Origin of the sequence: Nocardia sp. NPDC058633 (genome assembly GCF_042717045.1) — a bacterium.
Classification (GTDB): Bacteria; Actinomycetota; Actinomycetes; order Mycobacteriales; family Mycobacteriaceae; genus Nocardia.
The window spans coordinates 76610-92705 of the sequence record NZ_JBHXRA010000012.1; the positions used below are offsets into that span (position 1 = coordinate 76610).

A 16096-nucleotide genomic window follows, 5' to 3' on the forward strand; every position below is an offset into this window, starting at 1 on the left:
CGGCGCGTCGTGCTCACCGACGACGGGCCCGCGCTCATCGACGGACCCGTCGACCTGGTCACCGCCGACGGCACGATCCTGCACTGCGACCGGTTCGTGGTGGCACTGTGTCTGTGCCGTCGATCGGGCACCTACCCGTTGTGCGACACCAGCCACCGGCGCCGACGTCACCCGAGGAGAGTCGACTGATGGCCATGCGATCACTTCCGCACCCGCGTGGCGAGGTGTCCGCCGCGATCGTCGACGTGCTCACCCGAGCACCGGGGTCCGCGGTTGCGGCCGTCGGGACACTCGACCCCTACGGCGAAGACCTGCTGTTGACCCTGCACACCTGCTACGAACTGCACTATCAGGGATTCACCGACGTCGACGAGAACTGGGAATGGGACCCGGACCTGCTACGCCTGCGCCGTGACCTGGAGAACCAGCTGCTCACGGCACTGCGTGCCGATGTCCCCGGCGGCAACGACGTCGACGCGGAACTCGACCGCCTGCTCGAACCGACCCGCGATACCGACGGCGTCGCCGGATTCCTCGCCGAGCGGGGGACCGCCGATCAATTGCGCGAGTACTTCGTCCATCGCTCGATCTACCACCACATCGAGGCCGACCCCTATGCCTGGGTGATCCCGCGCCTGCGCGGACAGGCGAAGGCGTCGTTGGTGGCGGTCGAGTACGACGAGTTCGGCGGCGGCCGCGGCGAGCGCGTGCACGCTCGCCTCTACGCCGACCTACTGTCGGGTGCCGACCTCGAGCCCGGCTATCTGCATTATCTGGACACGGTGCCCGCGCCGATGCTGGCATTGGTGGACATGATGTCGCTGTTCGGTCTGCATCGCGGTCTGCGTGGCGCACTGGTCGGGCATTTCGCCACCGCCGAGATCACCTCCTCGCCCGCGTCGCGACGCCTCGCCGAACTCGCCCGCACGCTGCTCCCGCATCCCGCGTGCGCGCACTTCTACACCGAACACGTCGAGGCCGACGCGGTGCACGAGCAGGTGATGCGTCGCGATGTCATCGCCGGGCTGCTGGCCGACGAACCGGCCGAAGCCGCCTCGATCGTCTTCGGCATCCAGGCCACGAACCTTCTCGAAGACCGCTTCGCCGATCACGTGCTGAAATGCTGGAACGAGGACCGCAGTTCGCTGCGCACCGAGATCAGTGCACCCGCCGCACCTGCGTGAAGGTGACAGCCGCCGGATAGCCACCCAGTTCTCGGTCGTAGATCGCGTGGTCGGCGGCGAGATGGTCGGTGATCGACTGCATCACATGCCAGCCGAATCCGGTCGTGTCCACCGGGTTGTCGCTGCCGCAGATCGCGTTGACCGCGACGCGGATCCGGAACCCGTCGGCGACTACCTCGCAGTGGATCTGGGAGTCCGGTACCGCGTCGAGGATCAGGCAGGTGGCCGCCTCGTCGAGCGCGACTCGGATGTCGGCGACCTCGTCGACGGCGAAACCCGCGATCAGGGCAACCGTTTCGGCAACCGCGCGGAGCATGACGATCTGGCCGAGGTCGGCGTCGATCTGAACGCGGGTCGATGTCGCACGTGTCGAGTCGGTGATGATCCGGTCGCTCGAATCCACGATGTCCTCCTCCCGAGCTTTCGCCGGAGTGGGTTCATCGAGCGCATACCCAGGATCAGGGTGTGCGAAACGGCTTCTCAGTGACCTGGTTCCGACCCCGAGGCCTCGTCGACCGACTGGTAGTACCGGAACAGCGGCCGCACGCCGACCAGATCCAGTGCCCGCTCCACCTCACGCGTGCCGGTGAGCAGGCAGAGATCGACCCCGTGTGCCCACGCGTCGATCTTGACCTCGCGCAGCATCGCCGCGACCCTGATGCTCAGGAATTCGGTGCCGCGCAGATCCAGGACGACGATGCGCGCGCCGGACCGCACCGAGCGATTCAGGAGCGCACAGAATCGAGGCATTCGCGCGGCGTCGAGCACGACACCGCCGTGTAGCACCCAGCAGCCTGGTCGTCCCGGGTCGCGCAGGGCCAACTCGGCTGCGGCGTCCGCGGAGCGCCCGCGGTACCAGCGCAGCCGACTCGAATGCCGGCGATCCATGACGACAGACATACAGCCTCCTGTGCGACAGGGCGATCCGGTTCGCACTACCGACATGCCCTCGGTCGACAGCCGAGGCGCGGTGCACGAGATCCGGGGTCGGCTGGAGGTCTCAACCTGGAACAATTCTGGCACGTGGCGGCGCTGCTGTCACTGCGCCGGCGTCGTCTCGGCCAGTGCCTGATCACGCAGCGAGGCCAAGGTCCGAGACAGGATCCGCGAGACCTGCATCTGCGACACGCCCAGTTCCTCGGCGATCTGACCCTGGGTCTTGGTCTCGTAGAAGCGCATGATCAGCACCCGCCGTTCCTCGGCGGGCAGGGCGGCGATCAGCGGACGGACCGCCATCGCGTCCTCGGTGAGCTGGTAGCAGGGCTCGTCGGAGCCGAGGGTGTCGGTGATCGGCTGAGTGGAGTTGTCGCGCCCGTCATGGGTGACCCCGTCGATGGAGTTGGTTTGGTATCCGTTGCCCGCGACCAGCGTGCGGGTGACCTCGACCAGGTCGACGTCGAGTTCGTCGGCGAGTTCGTGCGCGGTGGGGAATCGCCCGAGCCGTTGCGACAGGTCCTCGGTGGCCGGGCCGATCCTGAGCTGGATCTCCTTGAGCCGTCGCGGCACACGCACCGCCCAGGTGCGATCACGGAAGTGCCTGCGCACCTCACCCATGATCGTCGGGATCGCGAAGGACAGGAAGGAGGAGCCGCGGGTGACGTCATAGCGATCGACGGCGAGCACGAGCCCGACCCTGGCGGTCTGCTCGAGGTCGTCGAACTGCTCGCCACGGCCGTTGAACTTGCGCGCGATATGGTCGGCGAGCGGCAGACACAGTTCGATGACCTGTCCGCGCACCATGTCGCGGTGCGCGTCGCCGGGCGGCAGTGCCCGCAGCTTCTCGAACCACGGTTCGATGTTGTCGTAACTGTCACCGTGCGAATGGGACCGTCGGACGGTCGGACGGTCGGCTGGCTTCGTTGATTCCCATGTCATCGCTACTTGCCTCACTTCCAGGCGGTTGCAGATGTGTTCATGGGGTACCCACCGGGACCCGGGGCTATGCCCTACCTCTGAGGCTAGTCCCCGAATGTCACGACTCGGTAGGTCCGTGCAAGCGCCGAATCCAGCCGAATTCGACGGTGGTCGGATAGCCGCCGCGAGCCGGGTCGAAGCCGGCGTAGTCGGTGCGCAGTGCGTCGGTCAGCGTCGCGACGACATGCCAGCCGAAGGACTGCTCGTCGAGGGCGGCGGGCTCGCGGGCCAGTGCGCTCACCCGGGCGCCGAGCGCGCCGTCACCGCCGGTGAAGGAGCAGTCGAGTTCCGAGTTCGGCGTCGCGGCCAGCATCAACGCGGTGGCCACTTCGTCGAGTGCCAGGAGCAGATCGGTGACTTCGTCGAGCGCGAAACCGCCTACGAGCAGGACAGTTTCGGCGAGCGCGTGCACCATGCTCAGCTGATCCAGTTCCGCGGGCACCTGGAACCCGACGGTCCGCGAACGGGGAGCGGTGTCGCGGTCTCGAGCTCGCACGCCACCTCCTCATCCACACACCGTTTGGTCGCAGGTTACCCCGTAACCATCCGGTCACGCCTCGGGCTCATTTCGGGTCGTTGCCTGTCGACTCCGGTTCATCTGGGCGCCTGCCACGTGACTTGCGCATCAGCAGAACCACTGCGACGAGGGCGACCAAGGCCACGATCGCAATTATCTCCATACGCGCCGGTTACCCCACGAGCCGGGGCCGAACCGCTGTTTGCCGAGTGAATAACGCGGTAGTCCCCCGGAGGACGGTACTTCCTAGCTGGAGGGCTTCGAACATGGGTTTTCCCGAACAACAGCAAAAGGTTCCCGGGATCCAGTCGCAGATGACACCGGTCCCCGATTGCGGGGAGCACAGCTATCGCGGGTCGGCGAAGCTGGTAGGCAAAGCGGCGGTGGTGACCGGCGCGGACAGCGGAATCGGCAGGGCTGTGGCGATCGCTTTCGCCCGTGAAGGCGCTGACGTGCTCATTTCCTATCTGGACGAGGACTCCGATGCGCGGGAAGTGGCCGAGTGGGTGGAGCAGGCCGGACGTCGTGCCGTGCTGGTGCCGGGGGATCTGTCCGAGCCCGCGCACTGTCGCGCGGTGATCGCGCGGGCGGTCGAGGAATTCGGCACCGTCGACGTGCTGGTGAGCAATGCCGCGTATCAGATGACCCATACCGACTTGTCCGAGATCAGCGACGAGGAATTCGCCTACACCTTCGCCGTGAATGTGGGCGCATACTTCCATCTGGTACAGGCGGCGGTGCCGCACATGCGCCCGGGGTCCTCCATCATCGGCAGTTCCTCGGTCAATTCCGACATGCCCAATCCGACCTTGGCGCCGTATGCCGCGACGAAGGCGGCGATCTCGAATCTCTCGGCCAGTTTGGCGCAGTTGCTCGGCGAGAAGGGGATTCGGGTGAACAGCGTGGCGCCGGGCCCGATCTGGACCCCGCTGATTCCCTCCACCATGCCACCGGAAAAGGTGGCGAAGTTCGGCGACAACACTCCGCTGGGACGGGCGGGTCAGCCCGCGGAACTCGCCGCGGCTTATGTTCTGCTGGCGGCCGACGACGGCAGCTACATTTCCGGAGCCAGACTCGCAGTGACCGGCGGCAGACCCATTCTCTGATTTCCTCAGTGCGACGAAGGGACGACGAAATACTATGACCGACAACAATATTCCGGCCGAATTCACCCGCCCCCCGACACCCCCCGACGAGGACGCGGGGACCCCGTGCGAGCAGGCGGGTCCGGCAGCCGATCAACAAGGTCCCGCGCTGCGCAGCCCCACCGGCGCGCCGGTTCCCGGGGACGCGACCGTGCGCGCCCAGCAGGGCCCTCGACTGACCACCCCGCAGGGCGCGGGTGTGGCCGACACCGATCACGCGCTCAAGGCGGGTCCGCGTGGGCCGACGCTGCTGCAGGACTTCCACCTGCGTGAGAAGATCACCCACTTCGACCACGAACGTATCCCGGAGCGGGTCGTGCACGCCCGCGGCACCGCCGCCCACGGGGTGTTCGTCGCCAACGGCGCCGCCGCGTCGCTCACGCGGGCGAAGTTTCTGGCCGCCGACGCGCGCACGCCGGTCTTCGTCCGGTTCTCCACGGTGCTCGGCTCACGCGGGTCGGCCGACACGGTGCGCGACACCCGCGGTTTCGCGGTGAAGTTCTACACCGAAGAAGGGGTCTACGACCTGGTCGGTAACAACATTCCGGTGTTCTTCATCCAGGAAGCGATCAAGTTTCCCGATGTGATCCACGCCGGAAAGCCGGAACCCGACCGCGAGATCCCGCAAGCGCAGTCCGCGCACGACACCTTCTGGGATTTCGTCACGCTGCACACCGAGGCGACCGCGCACACCTTCTGGAATATGTCGGACCGGGCGTTGCCGCGTTCGTTGCGGATGATGGAGGGGTTCGGTATCCACACGTTTCGTCTGGTCGCCGAGGACGGCACGACGAGTCTGGTGAAATTCCACTGGAAGCCGCGGCTCGGCGTGCACTCGATGCTGTGGGAAGAATGCCAGATGACGGCCGGATTCGACCCCGATTTCCATCGCCGGGATCTGGCCGACACGATCGCGGCGGGTATGCCGCCCGAATGGGATTTCGGTGTGCAGGTGTTCCCCGACACCCCCGACCATCTCTTCGAGGGCATCGATCTGCTTGACCCGACCAAGATCGTCCCCGAGGAACTCGCGCCGGTGCGCACGATCGGCACGCTGCGGCTCACCGCGAATCCGGAGAATTTCTTCGCCGAAACCGAGCAGGTGGCCTTCTGCCCGACGCATCTGGTCCCCGGCATCGAGGTCACCGACGACCCGCTGCTGCAGGGCCGGTTGTTCTCCTACCTCGACACTCAGATCAGTCGGCTCGGCGGCCCGAACTTCACGCAGCTGCCCATCAACACCCCGCACGCCGAGGTCAACGACCTCTTCCGTGACGGCATGCACCAGACCGCCGTGCACCCCGGAGTCGCTGCCTACAAACCCAATTCGCTGGGCGGTGGTTGCCCCTACGCGGCGACTTTCGCCGGCGACGCCTATGTCGAATCGCCGACACCCATTCCGCCGCCGACCGCGAAACTGCGGACATCGGCCGACAGCGCGGGCTCGGTTTCGTTCGCCGACCATTACTCGCAACCGCGCATGTTCTATCGCAGTCTGACCCCCGGCGAACAGCAGCATCTGGCTGACGCGTTCTCCTTCGAACTCGGGAAGTGCCTGTCGGAGACGGTGCGCAAGCGGGGCCTGCAGATGCTGGTCAATGTCGACGACGGGCTGGCAGACTACGTGGCCGGACAGCTCGGGCTCGACAAGCCTGCCCCGACCAGCGAAGTCGTGGATCTCGCGCCGAGTCCCGCGTTGTCGCAGCGGCACGGCGATTTCCCGGTGGACGGCCGGACGGTGGCCGTACTGGTCGACGAGGCGTCGGCCGACGCCGTGCAGGACGTCATGACCGCACTGGAAGAGGCCAAGGTCAGGCCGATGCTCGTCGCGGCGCGTGGTGGAGTCGTCGGCGGTATTCCGGTGGCACGGACCTTCGCCACGATGCGATCGGTCGAATTCGACGCGGTGCTGTTGCTGGCCGCCCCCGCGGACCAGCGGGTGAACCTGTTGGTCGAGGAGATGTGGCGGCACGGCAAGGCGATCGGCGCGGTCGGTACCGCGGTATCGGCGTTGCAGCGCAACGACATCGACCCCGACGCACCGGGAGTCACCGTCGCCGACGCGGTGTCGGCGACGAGCGCGCTGCTCACCGATCTGGCCGAGCATCGCGCGTGGGCGCGCATCGAAGACGACTCCTGATCTACACCGACGGTGTAGTGCCGCCACCGTTTCGAGTGCGTGTGGGCGGGCATTCCACCAGTGTGGTGACGGGTCGACGCTGAATCGGGCGCCGAAGAACCGGCCCAGCCACGCTTTTCGCTACACGGTGTCGACACCGGAGTACCTCGGGCAGGTCGAACGCACCATCGTGATGCCGACGACGTCGTCGCGGTGTGCGCGCTCGACCTGCTTCGTGGCCTGTGCGGGTGCTCAACGTCGCGTACCCGCTCGCGCACCGATGACAGGAGACCATGATGTTCGCGATCGAGCTCACCGAGCCGAGCCCGGTGCCCGTACCCCCGGAGCCCGCGCCACCGGGCCCCGCACCGGACCCGTTCGTGCCGGGCCCCGGCGACCCGGTGCCGACCCCACCCCGCCCGCCCGGCCCGGATCCGGTGCCCCCGCCGCCGAGCCCACCCGGTCCTGATCCGGTACCCGCCCCGCCGACTCCGCCGGGGCCCGGCGATCCGGTACCGGCTCCACCGGGTCCACCCGGTCCCGATACGGTCCCCCCACCGCCGATGCTTCGATAGGCGGCGCCCGCCCCCGAGTAGACCTCCTCCGCTAGCCGACGGGGTCTACTCGGGTGCCTTCGTGCGCGGTGAGCAGCACATGGTCGAGCCGGGTTCGCAGCCGCACCTCGTCACCGGCCACGGTCGGCAACGCGGCCACCAAGCGTTCGGCGATCGCGCGCAGCTTCACATTGGTCTCCTGCGACCGCCACCGCAGCACCCGGAACGCCTGGTCGGCACTGACCCCGTAGGCGAGCATCAGCGCGCCCTTGGCCTGCTCGATCACCACGCGCGCCTCCAGCAACGCGGGCAGGGTGCTGTCGAGTGCCTCACGCCGGTATTCGGCCGCGGTATCGGACAGGTCGATGTAATAGCCCTCGGTACCGACCACCGTCCCGTCCGGATCGGTGAGTGGCACCGAGACGACCAGCACGTCGCGCACCCGCCCGTGTGTATCGATGATGCGGTGATGGCTCGAGAAGGCACCGCTCACCTCCACCGTGGTGAGCATCGCCGCGACCCGATCCCGATCGTCGGGATGCTTGTGTGAGAGCAACATCTCCGTCGTCGGCACGGTACCGGGCGGGTAGCCGTGCATCCGCGCGACCTCGTCGGACCACTCCCATTGCCTGGTGGCGAATCGAAACCGGAAGCGCCCGACGGTCGACGGGTCGCCCACTCCGATCACGCGCTCGACAAGCGCGCGCTCTGCCATGGAGGTGTCGTCCCGTTCGGTCATGCGCCTGATTATTCACCCTGCCGGCTGTGCCTGTTTGCACCTGGGAGACCCGGGTAGGCCGTTCATGGGTCCCCAGGACGGCCCACGGCCACCAGTTGGCCGAGAAACAGCCTGAAAGGAATGTCATGGGTATCGCTGACAAGGCGAAGAACAAGGCCGAGGAGCTGGCCGGTAAGGCCAAGGAAGCTACCGGCCGCGCCACCGACGACCGTGATCTCGAGAACGAAGGCCGCGGCGACCAGGCGAAGTCGAACCTGAAGGACGCCGGCGAAAAGGTCAAGGACGCTTTCCGCGACTGACCGCTGATACAGCGCCCGGGTCATCGGTCCACATCGGACCGATGACCCGCGCTCGCTCCGCAGGTGCTGGAGGTGAGGAAAGTGTCCGCGCATGTTCCGACGGTCGGCGTCGAGGAGGAGTTCCTGCTGACCGAGCCCGACTCCGGCGCCCCCGCGCCGAAGAACACCCTGGTCGCCGATACGGCGAAGAGGGCGGGGATCGATCTGCAGTTGGAGTTGACGAGCTGTCAGGTCGAGACGAGCAGCAGGGTGCACACCGACATCGGCGCGTTGCTGACGGAATTGCGGACCTCGCGACGCCGGGTGGCCGAATGCGCGGCCGAGCACGGGACCCGCTTGCTGGCGGTGGCGGTGCCGCCGACAGTGCCCGCGGGATATCCGGTCACCGATACACCGCGCTACCAGCGCATCGCGCACTCGTTCGGCATGATCGCCCACGAGCAGGGACTGTGCGGGTGCCACGTGCACGTGGCGGTGCCCGACCGCGAGACCGCGGTTCTGGTCAGCAATCATGTGCGACCGCGACTGCCGATCCTGCTGGCATTGACCGCGAACTCGGCGATCTACCGCGGTAGCGAAACCGGTTACGCGAGTTGGCGCAGCATTCTGTGGCGCCGGTGGCCCAGTGCGGGTCCGCCACCGTATTTCGCCTCACTCGGCGACTACGAATCGATCGTCGCGATGATGCGGGCCAGCGGCAGCATCCTCGACAACAAGATGGTCTATTGGGATGTCCGCCCGTCGGAGACCTTCCCGACCGTCGAAATCCGGGTGAGTGACGTTGCGGCGACAGTCGAAGAATCCGCCCTGCTGGCCGCGCTCATCCGAGGAATCGTCGTCACCGCGCTCGAGGCGATCGCGCACGACATCCCCGCGCCCGCGGTGTCCGGCGACGTCCTACGGGCCGCCTATTGGAACGCCGCGCGTTCGGGCTTGGACGGCGCGGGCCTCGACCTGGTCGCGGGACGAGTCGTTCCCCATCAGGAGTTGCTCGCCGCGCTCGTCGACGACATCTCCTCGGCACTGGATCGGTGCGGCGACCGCGGCTTCGTCACCGAGGCGGTCAGCGCGCTCGCCGAGCGCGGAAACGGCGCGCGCCGTCAGCTGGCGGCGATGCACCGACGACACGAGATCGCCGACGTGATCAGCGAAATCGCCGACGCCACCCTCGAAGGATGCCGTTGACCGCAACGGTGGCTCGCATCAGATCCATCACAACCGGTGACACCGTCGACTCGGCGTGCTGAAATTGATTCACCAGCCGATCTTGAGCCACCAGGACCGGCCGGGGCAGTGTGTACACCTGCCGGTGTCGAGGGATCGAGCACTCGTGACCACCCATTCCAACCATGGTGACAAGACGGCCCGGACCGAAGATTGCGCCTCGGCGCTGCGCGTGGAGATCACCCTCCATCACACGGCGACCGTGCTGCACGTGCACGGGGAGATCGACGCCTGCAATCTGCCCGAGTGGCGCGCGGTTCTCGACGACGCCATCGCCGCGGAGGGGGATTCGGGTCATCTGCTGATCGACATCCGGGACGTGACCTTCATGTCCTGCCGGGCGATCCTCGATATGGCGACCCGCGCCCAACGGGGCAAGCTGCGGATGAGTGTGATCAATCCCGTCCCGTCGGTCACCGACCGCATCATCACCGCCGCCGGTCTCACCGAGTGGCTCCCCGTCTACGCCAGCCGCACCGAAGCCCTGGCCGTCGCGCGCAAGCTCCCACTGCTGGAGTCCGTCCGAACGATCCCGCCGCCGTCGTGGACGACGATCTAGGCGGACGATCTAGGCCAAGGCCGAGAACCCTGGCGGCGCAAGCGGGTTCAATTATCGACGGCGGAATCTGTCAGTATCGGGAGCAACGCCGCGGCGCTGACCATGTGGTCCTGCCCGGCGAGCACTCGATGCGCGGCACGGGGGATCGCCGAGGCCAGTTCTCGCGCCACCTGCTGCATGCCGGCCGGATTCTTGCCCCCGACAACGACATTCACCGGTACCTGGATGCTCGCGAAACGTTCCACCGGGGGAAGTGTCTCGGTGATCCCGATGTCGTAGCGCAGCGTGGGAGCGAGAGCCTTCATCGTCTTCCAGCCGGGAAACAGCGGTAGCAGCGCGACGAACGCCCGTGGCATTCCGATCCCACTCAGGAATGCTTTCAGCGCTCGCGCATTCCTTCCCTCGTCGAGAAGCGCGTATACCTTCTGGGCCAGTTCGGCGTAGGCAGCCCGCTCGGCCTCGTCGTGCACATAGGGAGCGTCGTAGATCACGACCCTGTCGATCTTGTCCGGCATCCGCACTGCCGCCTCGAGTGCCAGCGCGGCACCCGAGGAGTGGCCGTAGAGAATCGCTCGTCCACCCGCGGCGTCGACTACGGCCTCGATATCGTCGACTTCTCGCTCGATCGCGTACGGCAGCACGTCTGCGCTGTCCCCACGGCCGCGCCGGTCGTAGTTGTAGACCGTGAATTTCGTGGCGAACACCCCCACGTCGGCGAGAACGGGACGAAACCTGCGGAAACACGTCGCGCCGGTGATGTACACCAGCGCAGGCCCCTGCCCGGAGACGTCATAGGCGAGCTCCGTGCCGTCCTTCGACGTGGCCATCCTCATGAGTCGTTCCTTCCGATACCGGGCGCGTGGATCACCGATCGATCCGATGTCGTCTACCGATAGGACGGCGCCGCCGCACGAAACTCATCGGTGCGGCCAGGAGCCCGACCCGAGCGACCCGTATTGGGTAGCGTGGAGCTGGTGCGCACAGCGGTACCGTCTGTGCTGGTAGCGAGCCCGGACGGGTTGGCTGCGTGTGTCTGTGTGGAGTCGGTGTCCCACGACGAGAGGCCGTTCGATGCGTGCGCGGATCAATGTGACAGTCGATGGGCGTAGCCGGGTGGCGGACGTCGACACCCGCACCACCCTCCTGGATGTACTGCGTGAACAGTGGGGGGTCACCAGCCCGAAGAAGGGGTGCGATCGCGGGCAGTGCGGCTCGTGCACGGTGCTGCTGGACGGACGACGGGCGACGTTGTGCCTGGCGCTGGCCGTCGCCCACGACGGAGCCACGATCGTCACCGCCGACGGACTCGCCGACGGCGACGACCTGCATCCGGTCCAGCGGGCCTTCCTCGAACACGACGGCTTCCAGTGCGGATACTGCACGCCGGGGCAGATCTGTTCGGCGGTCGGCATGCTCGACGAGGTGAAGGCGGGCGCGCCGAGCCAGGCGAGCGCGGATCCGACGGCCGAGATCGCGTTGAGCGCCGACGAGATCCGGGAACGGATGAGCGGCAATCTGTGTCGCTGCGGGGCGTATCCCAACATTGTCGCGGCGATTCAGGAGGTCGCCCGATGAGGGAGTTCGCCTACGAACGCGCCACCGATGCGGAGCAGGCGGTCGCCGCGGTGCTCGCCGATCCAGACGCCGTATTCCTGGGCGCGGGAACCAATCTCGTCGATCACCTCAAGCTCGGGATCATCGCGCCGGCGAAGCTCGTGGACGTCAGCAGACTGCCGTTCGATCAGGTGAGCCCACTGCCCGACGGTGGTGTACGCATCGGTGCGGCCGTGCGCAATGCCGACCTCGCCGCGCATCCGGTGATCCGGGCTCGCTACCCGATGCTGTCGGCCGCCCTCTCGGCGGGCGCGTCCGCCCAACTGCGCAACCTCGCCACCACCGCGGGAAACCTGTTGCAGCGCACCAGATGCCCCTACTTCCAGGATTCGACCGTGCCCTGCAACAAGCGCGACCCAGGCAGCGGATGCTCGGCGATCGGCGGATTCGACCGCGACCAGGCCATTCTCGGCGCGTCCGACCAGTGCATCGCCACCCATCCCTCCGATATGGCGGTGGCGATGGCGGCATCGGGAGCGGTGGTCCAGGTGCTCGGCGCGCGTGGCGAGCGCGAGATCCCGGTGACCGAGCTGTACCGGTTGCCCGGCGACGACCCCGAACGCGACACCGTCCTCGAACACGGCGACCTGATCACCGCCGTCGACCTGCCCGCACTCGACTGGGCCGCGACCTCCACCTATCGCAAGGTTCGCGATCGCGCGTCGTTCGCGTTCGCGCTGGTCTCGGTGGCGGTCGCGGTCGACATCGCCGACGGGGTCGTTCGGGATGTGCGGATCGCGTTCGGCGGTGTCGCGGCCACACCGTGGCGAGCCCGTCGCGCCGAGGCCGAACTGCGCGGGCGGGCGGCCACCGAGGCGCACTTCGCCGCCGCCGCGGATGCCGAACTCGCCGACGCACGCCCACAGCGCCAGAACGGCTTCAAGGTCCCGTTGGCGCGCAACACCCTCGTCGCGACGCTGCGTGAGCTGAGCGGGCTGCGATGAACTCACGGGCGATCGGCAGCTCACCCACCCGCATCGACGGACCGGCCAAACTCCGCGGTGTCGCGCCCTACGCGATGGAGCATCCGCAACCGGATCCCCTGTACGGCTTCGCGATCCAGTCGACGATCATCTGCGGGCGGATCCGCGAGATCGACACGTCCGTGGCCGAGCGGATCGACGGCGTCGTCGCGGTACTCACCCACCACAACGCGCCCCGGCTGGCCGTCGACGACGACAACGAACTGTTCATTCTGCAGAACGACGAGATCGCGTTCCGCGGGCAAGTGATCGGCGCGGTCATCGCGAACAGCCTGGAGGTGGCGTGCGAAGCCGCCGCCCAGGTGCGCGTGACCTATGACGAACAGCCCGCCGACGTCACGTTCGGCGCCGACCGCGACGACCTCTCCCACCCCGACGAGGTGAGCGGCGGATTTCCCGCCGACACCTCGATCGGTGACGTGGACGCGGCCATGGACATCGCCCCGGTCACGATCGACCACACCTATACGACCGCGATGGTGCACAACAATCCGATGGAACCGCACGCCACCGTCGCGCACTGGAGCGACGACACCCTGGTGCTGTTCGACTCCACCCAGGGCCCCCACGTGGTGCGGTCGAAGATCGCGCCGCTGTTCGGGTTGGCGCCCGAACAGGTGCGGGTGATCGCGCCCTTCGTCGGCGGAGGCTTCGGGTCCAAGGGTGAGCCGCACGCCAATATCGTGCTGGCGGCGATGGCAGCGACACTGTCCGGTGGACGACCGGTGAAACTGCCGCTGACCAGGCGACAACTGTTCTCCCTCGCCGGCTACCGGACGCCGACCGTGCAGCGGATCCGGCTCGGCGCGCATCCCGACGGCACCCTGACCGCGATCGCCCATGCGGCGATCGCGCAGGCGTCCACGGTGAAGGAATTCGCCGAACCGACCGCGGTGGTCAGTCGCGTCATGTACGCGGCGGCCACCCGAGCGACCTCGCACCGTTTCGCGAGGCTGGACGTCCCCGTCTCGTCGTGGATGCGCGCGCCCGGGCACTGCCCGGGGATGTTCGCGGCGGAGACGGCGATGGACGAACTCGCGGTCGCGCTCGGCATGGACCCGATCGCCTTGCGCATCCACAACGAACCCGAAGTCGACCCGGAATCGGGGCACCCGTTCTCCACGCACGGGCTGGCCGAGTGCCTGCGTACGGGGGCGCGGCGCTTCGGCTGGGCGCAGCGCGACCCGGCGCCGAAGTCGCGACGCGAGGGCCGATGGCTGATCGGGTCCGGGGTCGCGGCAGCCACCTACCCGGCCGACACCGCCGGGGGCAACAGCGCCCGCGTGCGCCGTCGCGGTGACCGCTACGAAGTGGCCATCGACGCCGTCGATATCGGCACGGGCACCTGGACCTCGCTCGGCCAGATCGCCGCCGACGCGCTCGGTGTCGAGCTGGACCGGATCGCGCTGCGCATCGGCGATTCCGATCTCCCCGAAGGGACGGTCGCGGGCGGTTCGACCGGCATGGCGTCCTGGGGTTCGGCCGTGGTGGCGGCCGCGCGAGCCTTCCGCGACCGATTCGGGCAGGAACCCGCCGACGGCGCCGAGATCACCGTACAAGCACCCGAATACCCTGAGCGAGAGAAGTTTTCGACCCACGCCTACGGGGCTCATTTCGTCGAGGTCCGCGTGAACAGCGACACCGCCGAGATCCGGGTTCCGCGCGTGGTCAGTGTCTTCGGCGCGGGCCGCATCATCAATCCGCGCATGGCCCGTTCGCAGTTCGTCGGTGCCGTCACCATGGGCCTGTCGATGGCACTACTCGAACGCAGCGAATTCGATCCACGCCTCGGCACGGTGGTCAACCACGACCTGGCCGGGTACCACATCCCGGTCAACGCCGATATCGGCGACATCGATGTCAGCTGGATCGACGAACACGACCCGCATCTGAACCCGATGGGCAGCAAGGGAATCGGCGAGATCGGCATCGTCGGCTCGGCGGCCGCGGTAGGTAACGCGATCTACCACGCCACCGGCGTCCGCCTCCGACATGTCCCGGTCCGCCTGGAAGACCTGCTCGGCGCGCTGTGATCAACAGCGGGTCGGCGCGGGTTCACCGCGGAACCGGGCTTCGATGAAGTTCCAGGCCTCGGGCAGACCTGCCACGGCGGTCGTCATGTGCTCGGCGATCTGGTAGCGGGAGAAGGTGACCGGCGCGCCTGCCGCGCAGTAGCGGGTGGCGACGTCTTCGACGGCGTCGAAGGGGGTCAGCCCGTCGAAGACGCCCTGCCAGATCAACATCGGGGTCTGCGGGATCGCGGGGTTGTGGCGCAAACTGTTCTCGCGCAGCACCGCCCGCGCTTCGGGGCTGTCCATCAGGGATTTGGTCGCCGCCAACTGTTCGGCGCTGCGGGCCACACCGTGGAACAGCAGAAAGCGTCGGCATTCGTCGGCGGTGAAGTCGCGGAACCACAGGCCCTCGCCGTTGAGCTGGTCGGAAATGGGCAAACGCTGGGGGTATTCGCGTTCCAGGCCCATTGCCGCCGCCCAGGCGAGACCGAAACCGGGATGGTGCCCGAAGCCGATCCCGAGCGCCATCTGTTCGAGGTCGGCCGGGATGCCGCCCGCGGCGACGCCGGCGAGCGTCAACTCCGGCGCGTAGGTCGGTTGCATGGCGGCGGCCCACGCGGTCGCCAATCCGCCACCGGAGTACCCGGCCAGTGCGATCGGGGACTGTCCGAGGCCGAGCTCGGGCGCTCGCTGGAGCGCACGCACACTGTCCAGGGTCACCATGCCGCTGAGCTTGGCGGCGCCGTAGGCGACATTCGGGCCGAGGTAGTCGGGCAGGGCCACCGCCCAACCACGGCCCAGCGGCAGTACCGCACCGAACGCGTCGGGGGTCTCGTCGTTGATCAGCGAGGTGGAGGGGTTGCATTTGGTGCCGAGGGAGTTGATCAGCGCCTGATACGACACCAGCGGCGGGTTCGCGACACCGGCGGGGATCAAGACCGTGGTCACACCCATGATCGGGTCGCCCGCGGAGTTGGTCGAGCGGAAGGCGACGTGCCAGATGTCGGTGCCCTGGTAGGGGCCGAGGTTGAACTTGCGTTGGCGCACCACGTCGCCGGGGGCGAAGTGCCCGATATCGGCGGGCGCGGTGAAGAAGGGGTCGGGATTCGGTGTGGGATAGAGCGGTTCAGGCGTCGCCGCGGGAGCGAAGAGGGCGACGGTGATGCTGTAGAACAGCACCGTCAGCGCGGCGGTCAGTATCCGGCGCATGGCGGATCCTTGTCTGTCGGAGAA

At 67.6% G+C, this 16096-nt stretch carries 17 protein-coding genes; 10 read left to right on the plus strand and 7 right to left on the minus strand.

The genetic code is table 11. The annotated features are described in order from the left end of the window. Nucleotides 1–9: 9 nt before the first annotated feature. On the plus strand, nt 10–189 hold the full coding sequence (locus ACFWUR_RS17600; RefSeq protein ID WP_378908139.1) for a CDGSH iron-sulfur domain-containing protein: 180 nt from the start codon (nt 10–12) through the stop codon (nt 187–189). Further along, nucleotides 189–1184, plus strand: a complete 996-nt coding sequence (locus ACFWUR_RS17605; protein WP_378908141.1) for an iron-containing redox enzyme family protein — start codon at nt 189–191, stop codon at nt 1182–1184. Before ACFWUR_RS17600 ends, ACFWUR_RS17605 begins: the two co-directional genes overlap by 1 nt. Here the strand turns inward: ACFWUR_RS17605 and ACFWUR_RS17610 are convergent. From ACFWUR_RS17610 to ACFWUR_RS17625, 4 genes are all read right to left on the minus strand, one after another. Then, nucleotides 1159–1587, minus strand: a complete 429-nt coding sequence (locus tag ACFWUR_RS17610; protein ID WP_378908143.1) for an ATP-binding protein — start codon at nt 1585–1587, stop codon at nt 1159–1161. The genes ACFWUR_RS17605 and ACFWUR_RS17610 overlap by 26 nt on opposite strands. A gap of 77 nt (nt 1588–1664) precedes the next feature. After that, the gene (locus ACFWUR_RS17615; RefSeq protein WP_378908145.1) at nt 1665–2084 is read right to left on the minus strand and encodes an STAS domain-containing protein; all 420 of its coding nucleotides are present in this window, start codon (nt 2082–2084) and stop codon (nt 1665–1667) included. Nucleotides 2085–2222: 138 nt separating this feature from the next. Then, nucleotides 2223–3059, minus strand: a complete 837-nt coding sequence (locus tag ACFWUR_RS17620; RefSeq protein ID WP_378908146.1) for an RNA polymerase sigma factor SigF — start codon at nt 3057–3059, stop codon at nt 2223–2225. Between the two features lie 97 nt (nt 3060–3156). Continuing rightward, a complete protein-coding gene (locus ACFWUR_RS17625; protein WP_378908148.1) occupies nt 3157–3594 on the minus strand; it encodes an anti-sigma factor in 438 nt (145 codons plus the stop codon). A 287-nt stretch (nt 3595–3881) separates the two neighbouring features. On the opposite strand from ACFWUR_RS17625, the gene ACFWUR_RS17630 reads away from it, so the two are divergent. Both ACFWUR_RS17630 and ACFWUR_RS17635 read left to right on the plus strand, forming a co-directional pair. Continuing rightward, nucleotides 3882–4721, plus strand: coding sequence for a glucose 1-dehydrogenase (locus ACFWUR_RS17630; protein ID WP_378908150.1), 840 nt, complete (start codon nt 3882–3884; stop codon nt 4719–4721). 34 nt (nt 4722–4755) lie between these two features. Beyond that, the gene (locus ACFWUR_RS17635; RefSeq protein WP_378908151.1) at nt 4756–6900 is read left to right on the plus strand and encodes a catalase; all 2145 of its coding nucleotides are present in this window, start codon (nt 4756–4758) and stop codon (nt 6898–6900) included. Nucleotides 6901–7485: 585 nt separating this feature from the next. Here the strand turns inward: ACFWUR_RS17635 and ACFWUR_RS17640 are convergent. Next, nucleotides 7486–8172 (minus strand): PAS and ANTAR domain-containing protein, encoded by a 687-nt coding sequence (locus tag ACFWUR_RS17640; protein WP_378908152.1) that lies wholly within the window; start codon nt 8170–8172, stop codon nt 7486–7488. A 125-nt stretch (nt 8173–8297) separates the two neighbouring features. On the opposite strand from ACFWUR_RS17640, the gene ACFWUR_RS17645 reads away from it, so the two are divergent. The 3 genes from ACFWUR_RS17645 to ACFWUR_RS17655 all read left to right on the plus strand — a co-directional run bounded on the left by ACFWUR_RS17645 (nt 8298) and on the right by ACFWUR_RS17655 (nt 10254). Next, entirely contained in the window at nt 8298–8471 is a 174-nt protein-coding gene (locus ACFWUR_RS17645) for a CsbD family protein (protein WP_378908154.1), read from the plus strand. 81 nt (nt 8472–8552) lie between these two features. Further along, a complete protein-coding gene (locus ACFWUR_RS17650; protein ID WP_378908269.1) occupies nt 8553–9656 on the plus strand; it encodes a glutamate--cysteine ligase in 1104 nt (367 codons plus the stop codon). Nucleotides 9657–9801: 145 nt separating this feature from the next. Continuing rightward, nucleotides 9802–10254: an anti-sigma factor antagonist gene (locus ACFWUR_RS17655; protein WP_378908155.1), complete on the plus strand. Its 453-nt coding sequence runs from the start codon at nt 9802–9804 to the stop codon at nt 10252–10254. 47 nt (nt 10255–10301) lie between these two features. On the opposite strand, the gene ACFWUR_RS17660 is transcribed toward ACFWUR_RS17655, so the two are convergent. Next, nucleotides 10302–11087, minus strand: a complete 786-nt coding sequence (locus ACFWUR_RS17660) for an alpha/beta fold hydrolase (protein WP_378908156.1) — start codon at nt 11085–11087, stop codon at nt 10302–10304. A gap of 238 nt (nt 11088–11325) precedes the next feature. Between ACFWUR_RS17660 and ACFWUR_RS17665 the strand changes: the two genes are divergently transcribed. From ACFWUR_RS17665 to ACFWUR_RS17675, 3 genes are read left to right on the plus strand one after another with little or no spacing between them, the layout of a single operon-like run. Beyond that, nucleotides 11326–11829, plus strand: coding sequence for a 2Fe-2S iron-sulfur cluster-binding protein (locus ACFWUR_RS17665; RefSeq protein ID WP_378908157.1), 504 nt, complete (start codon nt 11326–11328; stop codon nt 11827–11829). Beyond that, nucleotides 11826–12812 carry an FAD binding domain-containing protein gene (locus ACFWUR_RS17670; protein ID WP_378908158.1) on the plus strand — a complete coding sequence of 329 codons (987 nt, stop codon included), beginning with the start codon at nt 11826–11828 and terminating at the stop codon, nt 12810–12812. Before ACFWUR_RS17665 ends, ACFWUR_RS17670 begins: the two co-directional genes overlap by 4 nt. Then, nucleotides 12809–14884 carry a xanthine dehydrogenase family protein molybdopterin-binding subunit gene (locus ACFWUR_RS17675; protein ID WP_378908159.1) on the plus strand — a complete coding sequence of 692 codons (2076 nt, stop codon included), beginning with the start codon at nt 12809–12811 and terminating at the stop codon, nt 14882–14884. The genes ACFWUR_RS17670 and ACFWUR_RS17675 overlap by 4 nt, the downstream gene beginning before the upstream one ends. Here ACFWUR_RS17675 and ACFWUR_RS17680 read toward each other — a convergent pair whose 3' ends face one another. Further along, nucleotides 14885–16072, minus strand: a complete 1188-nt coding sequence (locus ACFWUR_RS17680; RefSeq protein ID WP_378908160.1) for a lipase family protein — start codon at nt 16070–16072, stop codon at nt 14885–14887. It abuts the gene before it with no gap. Nucleotides 16073–16096: the final 24 nt, after the last annotated feature.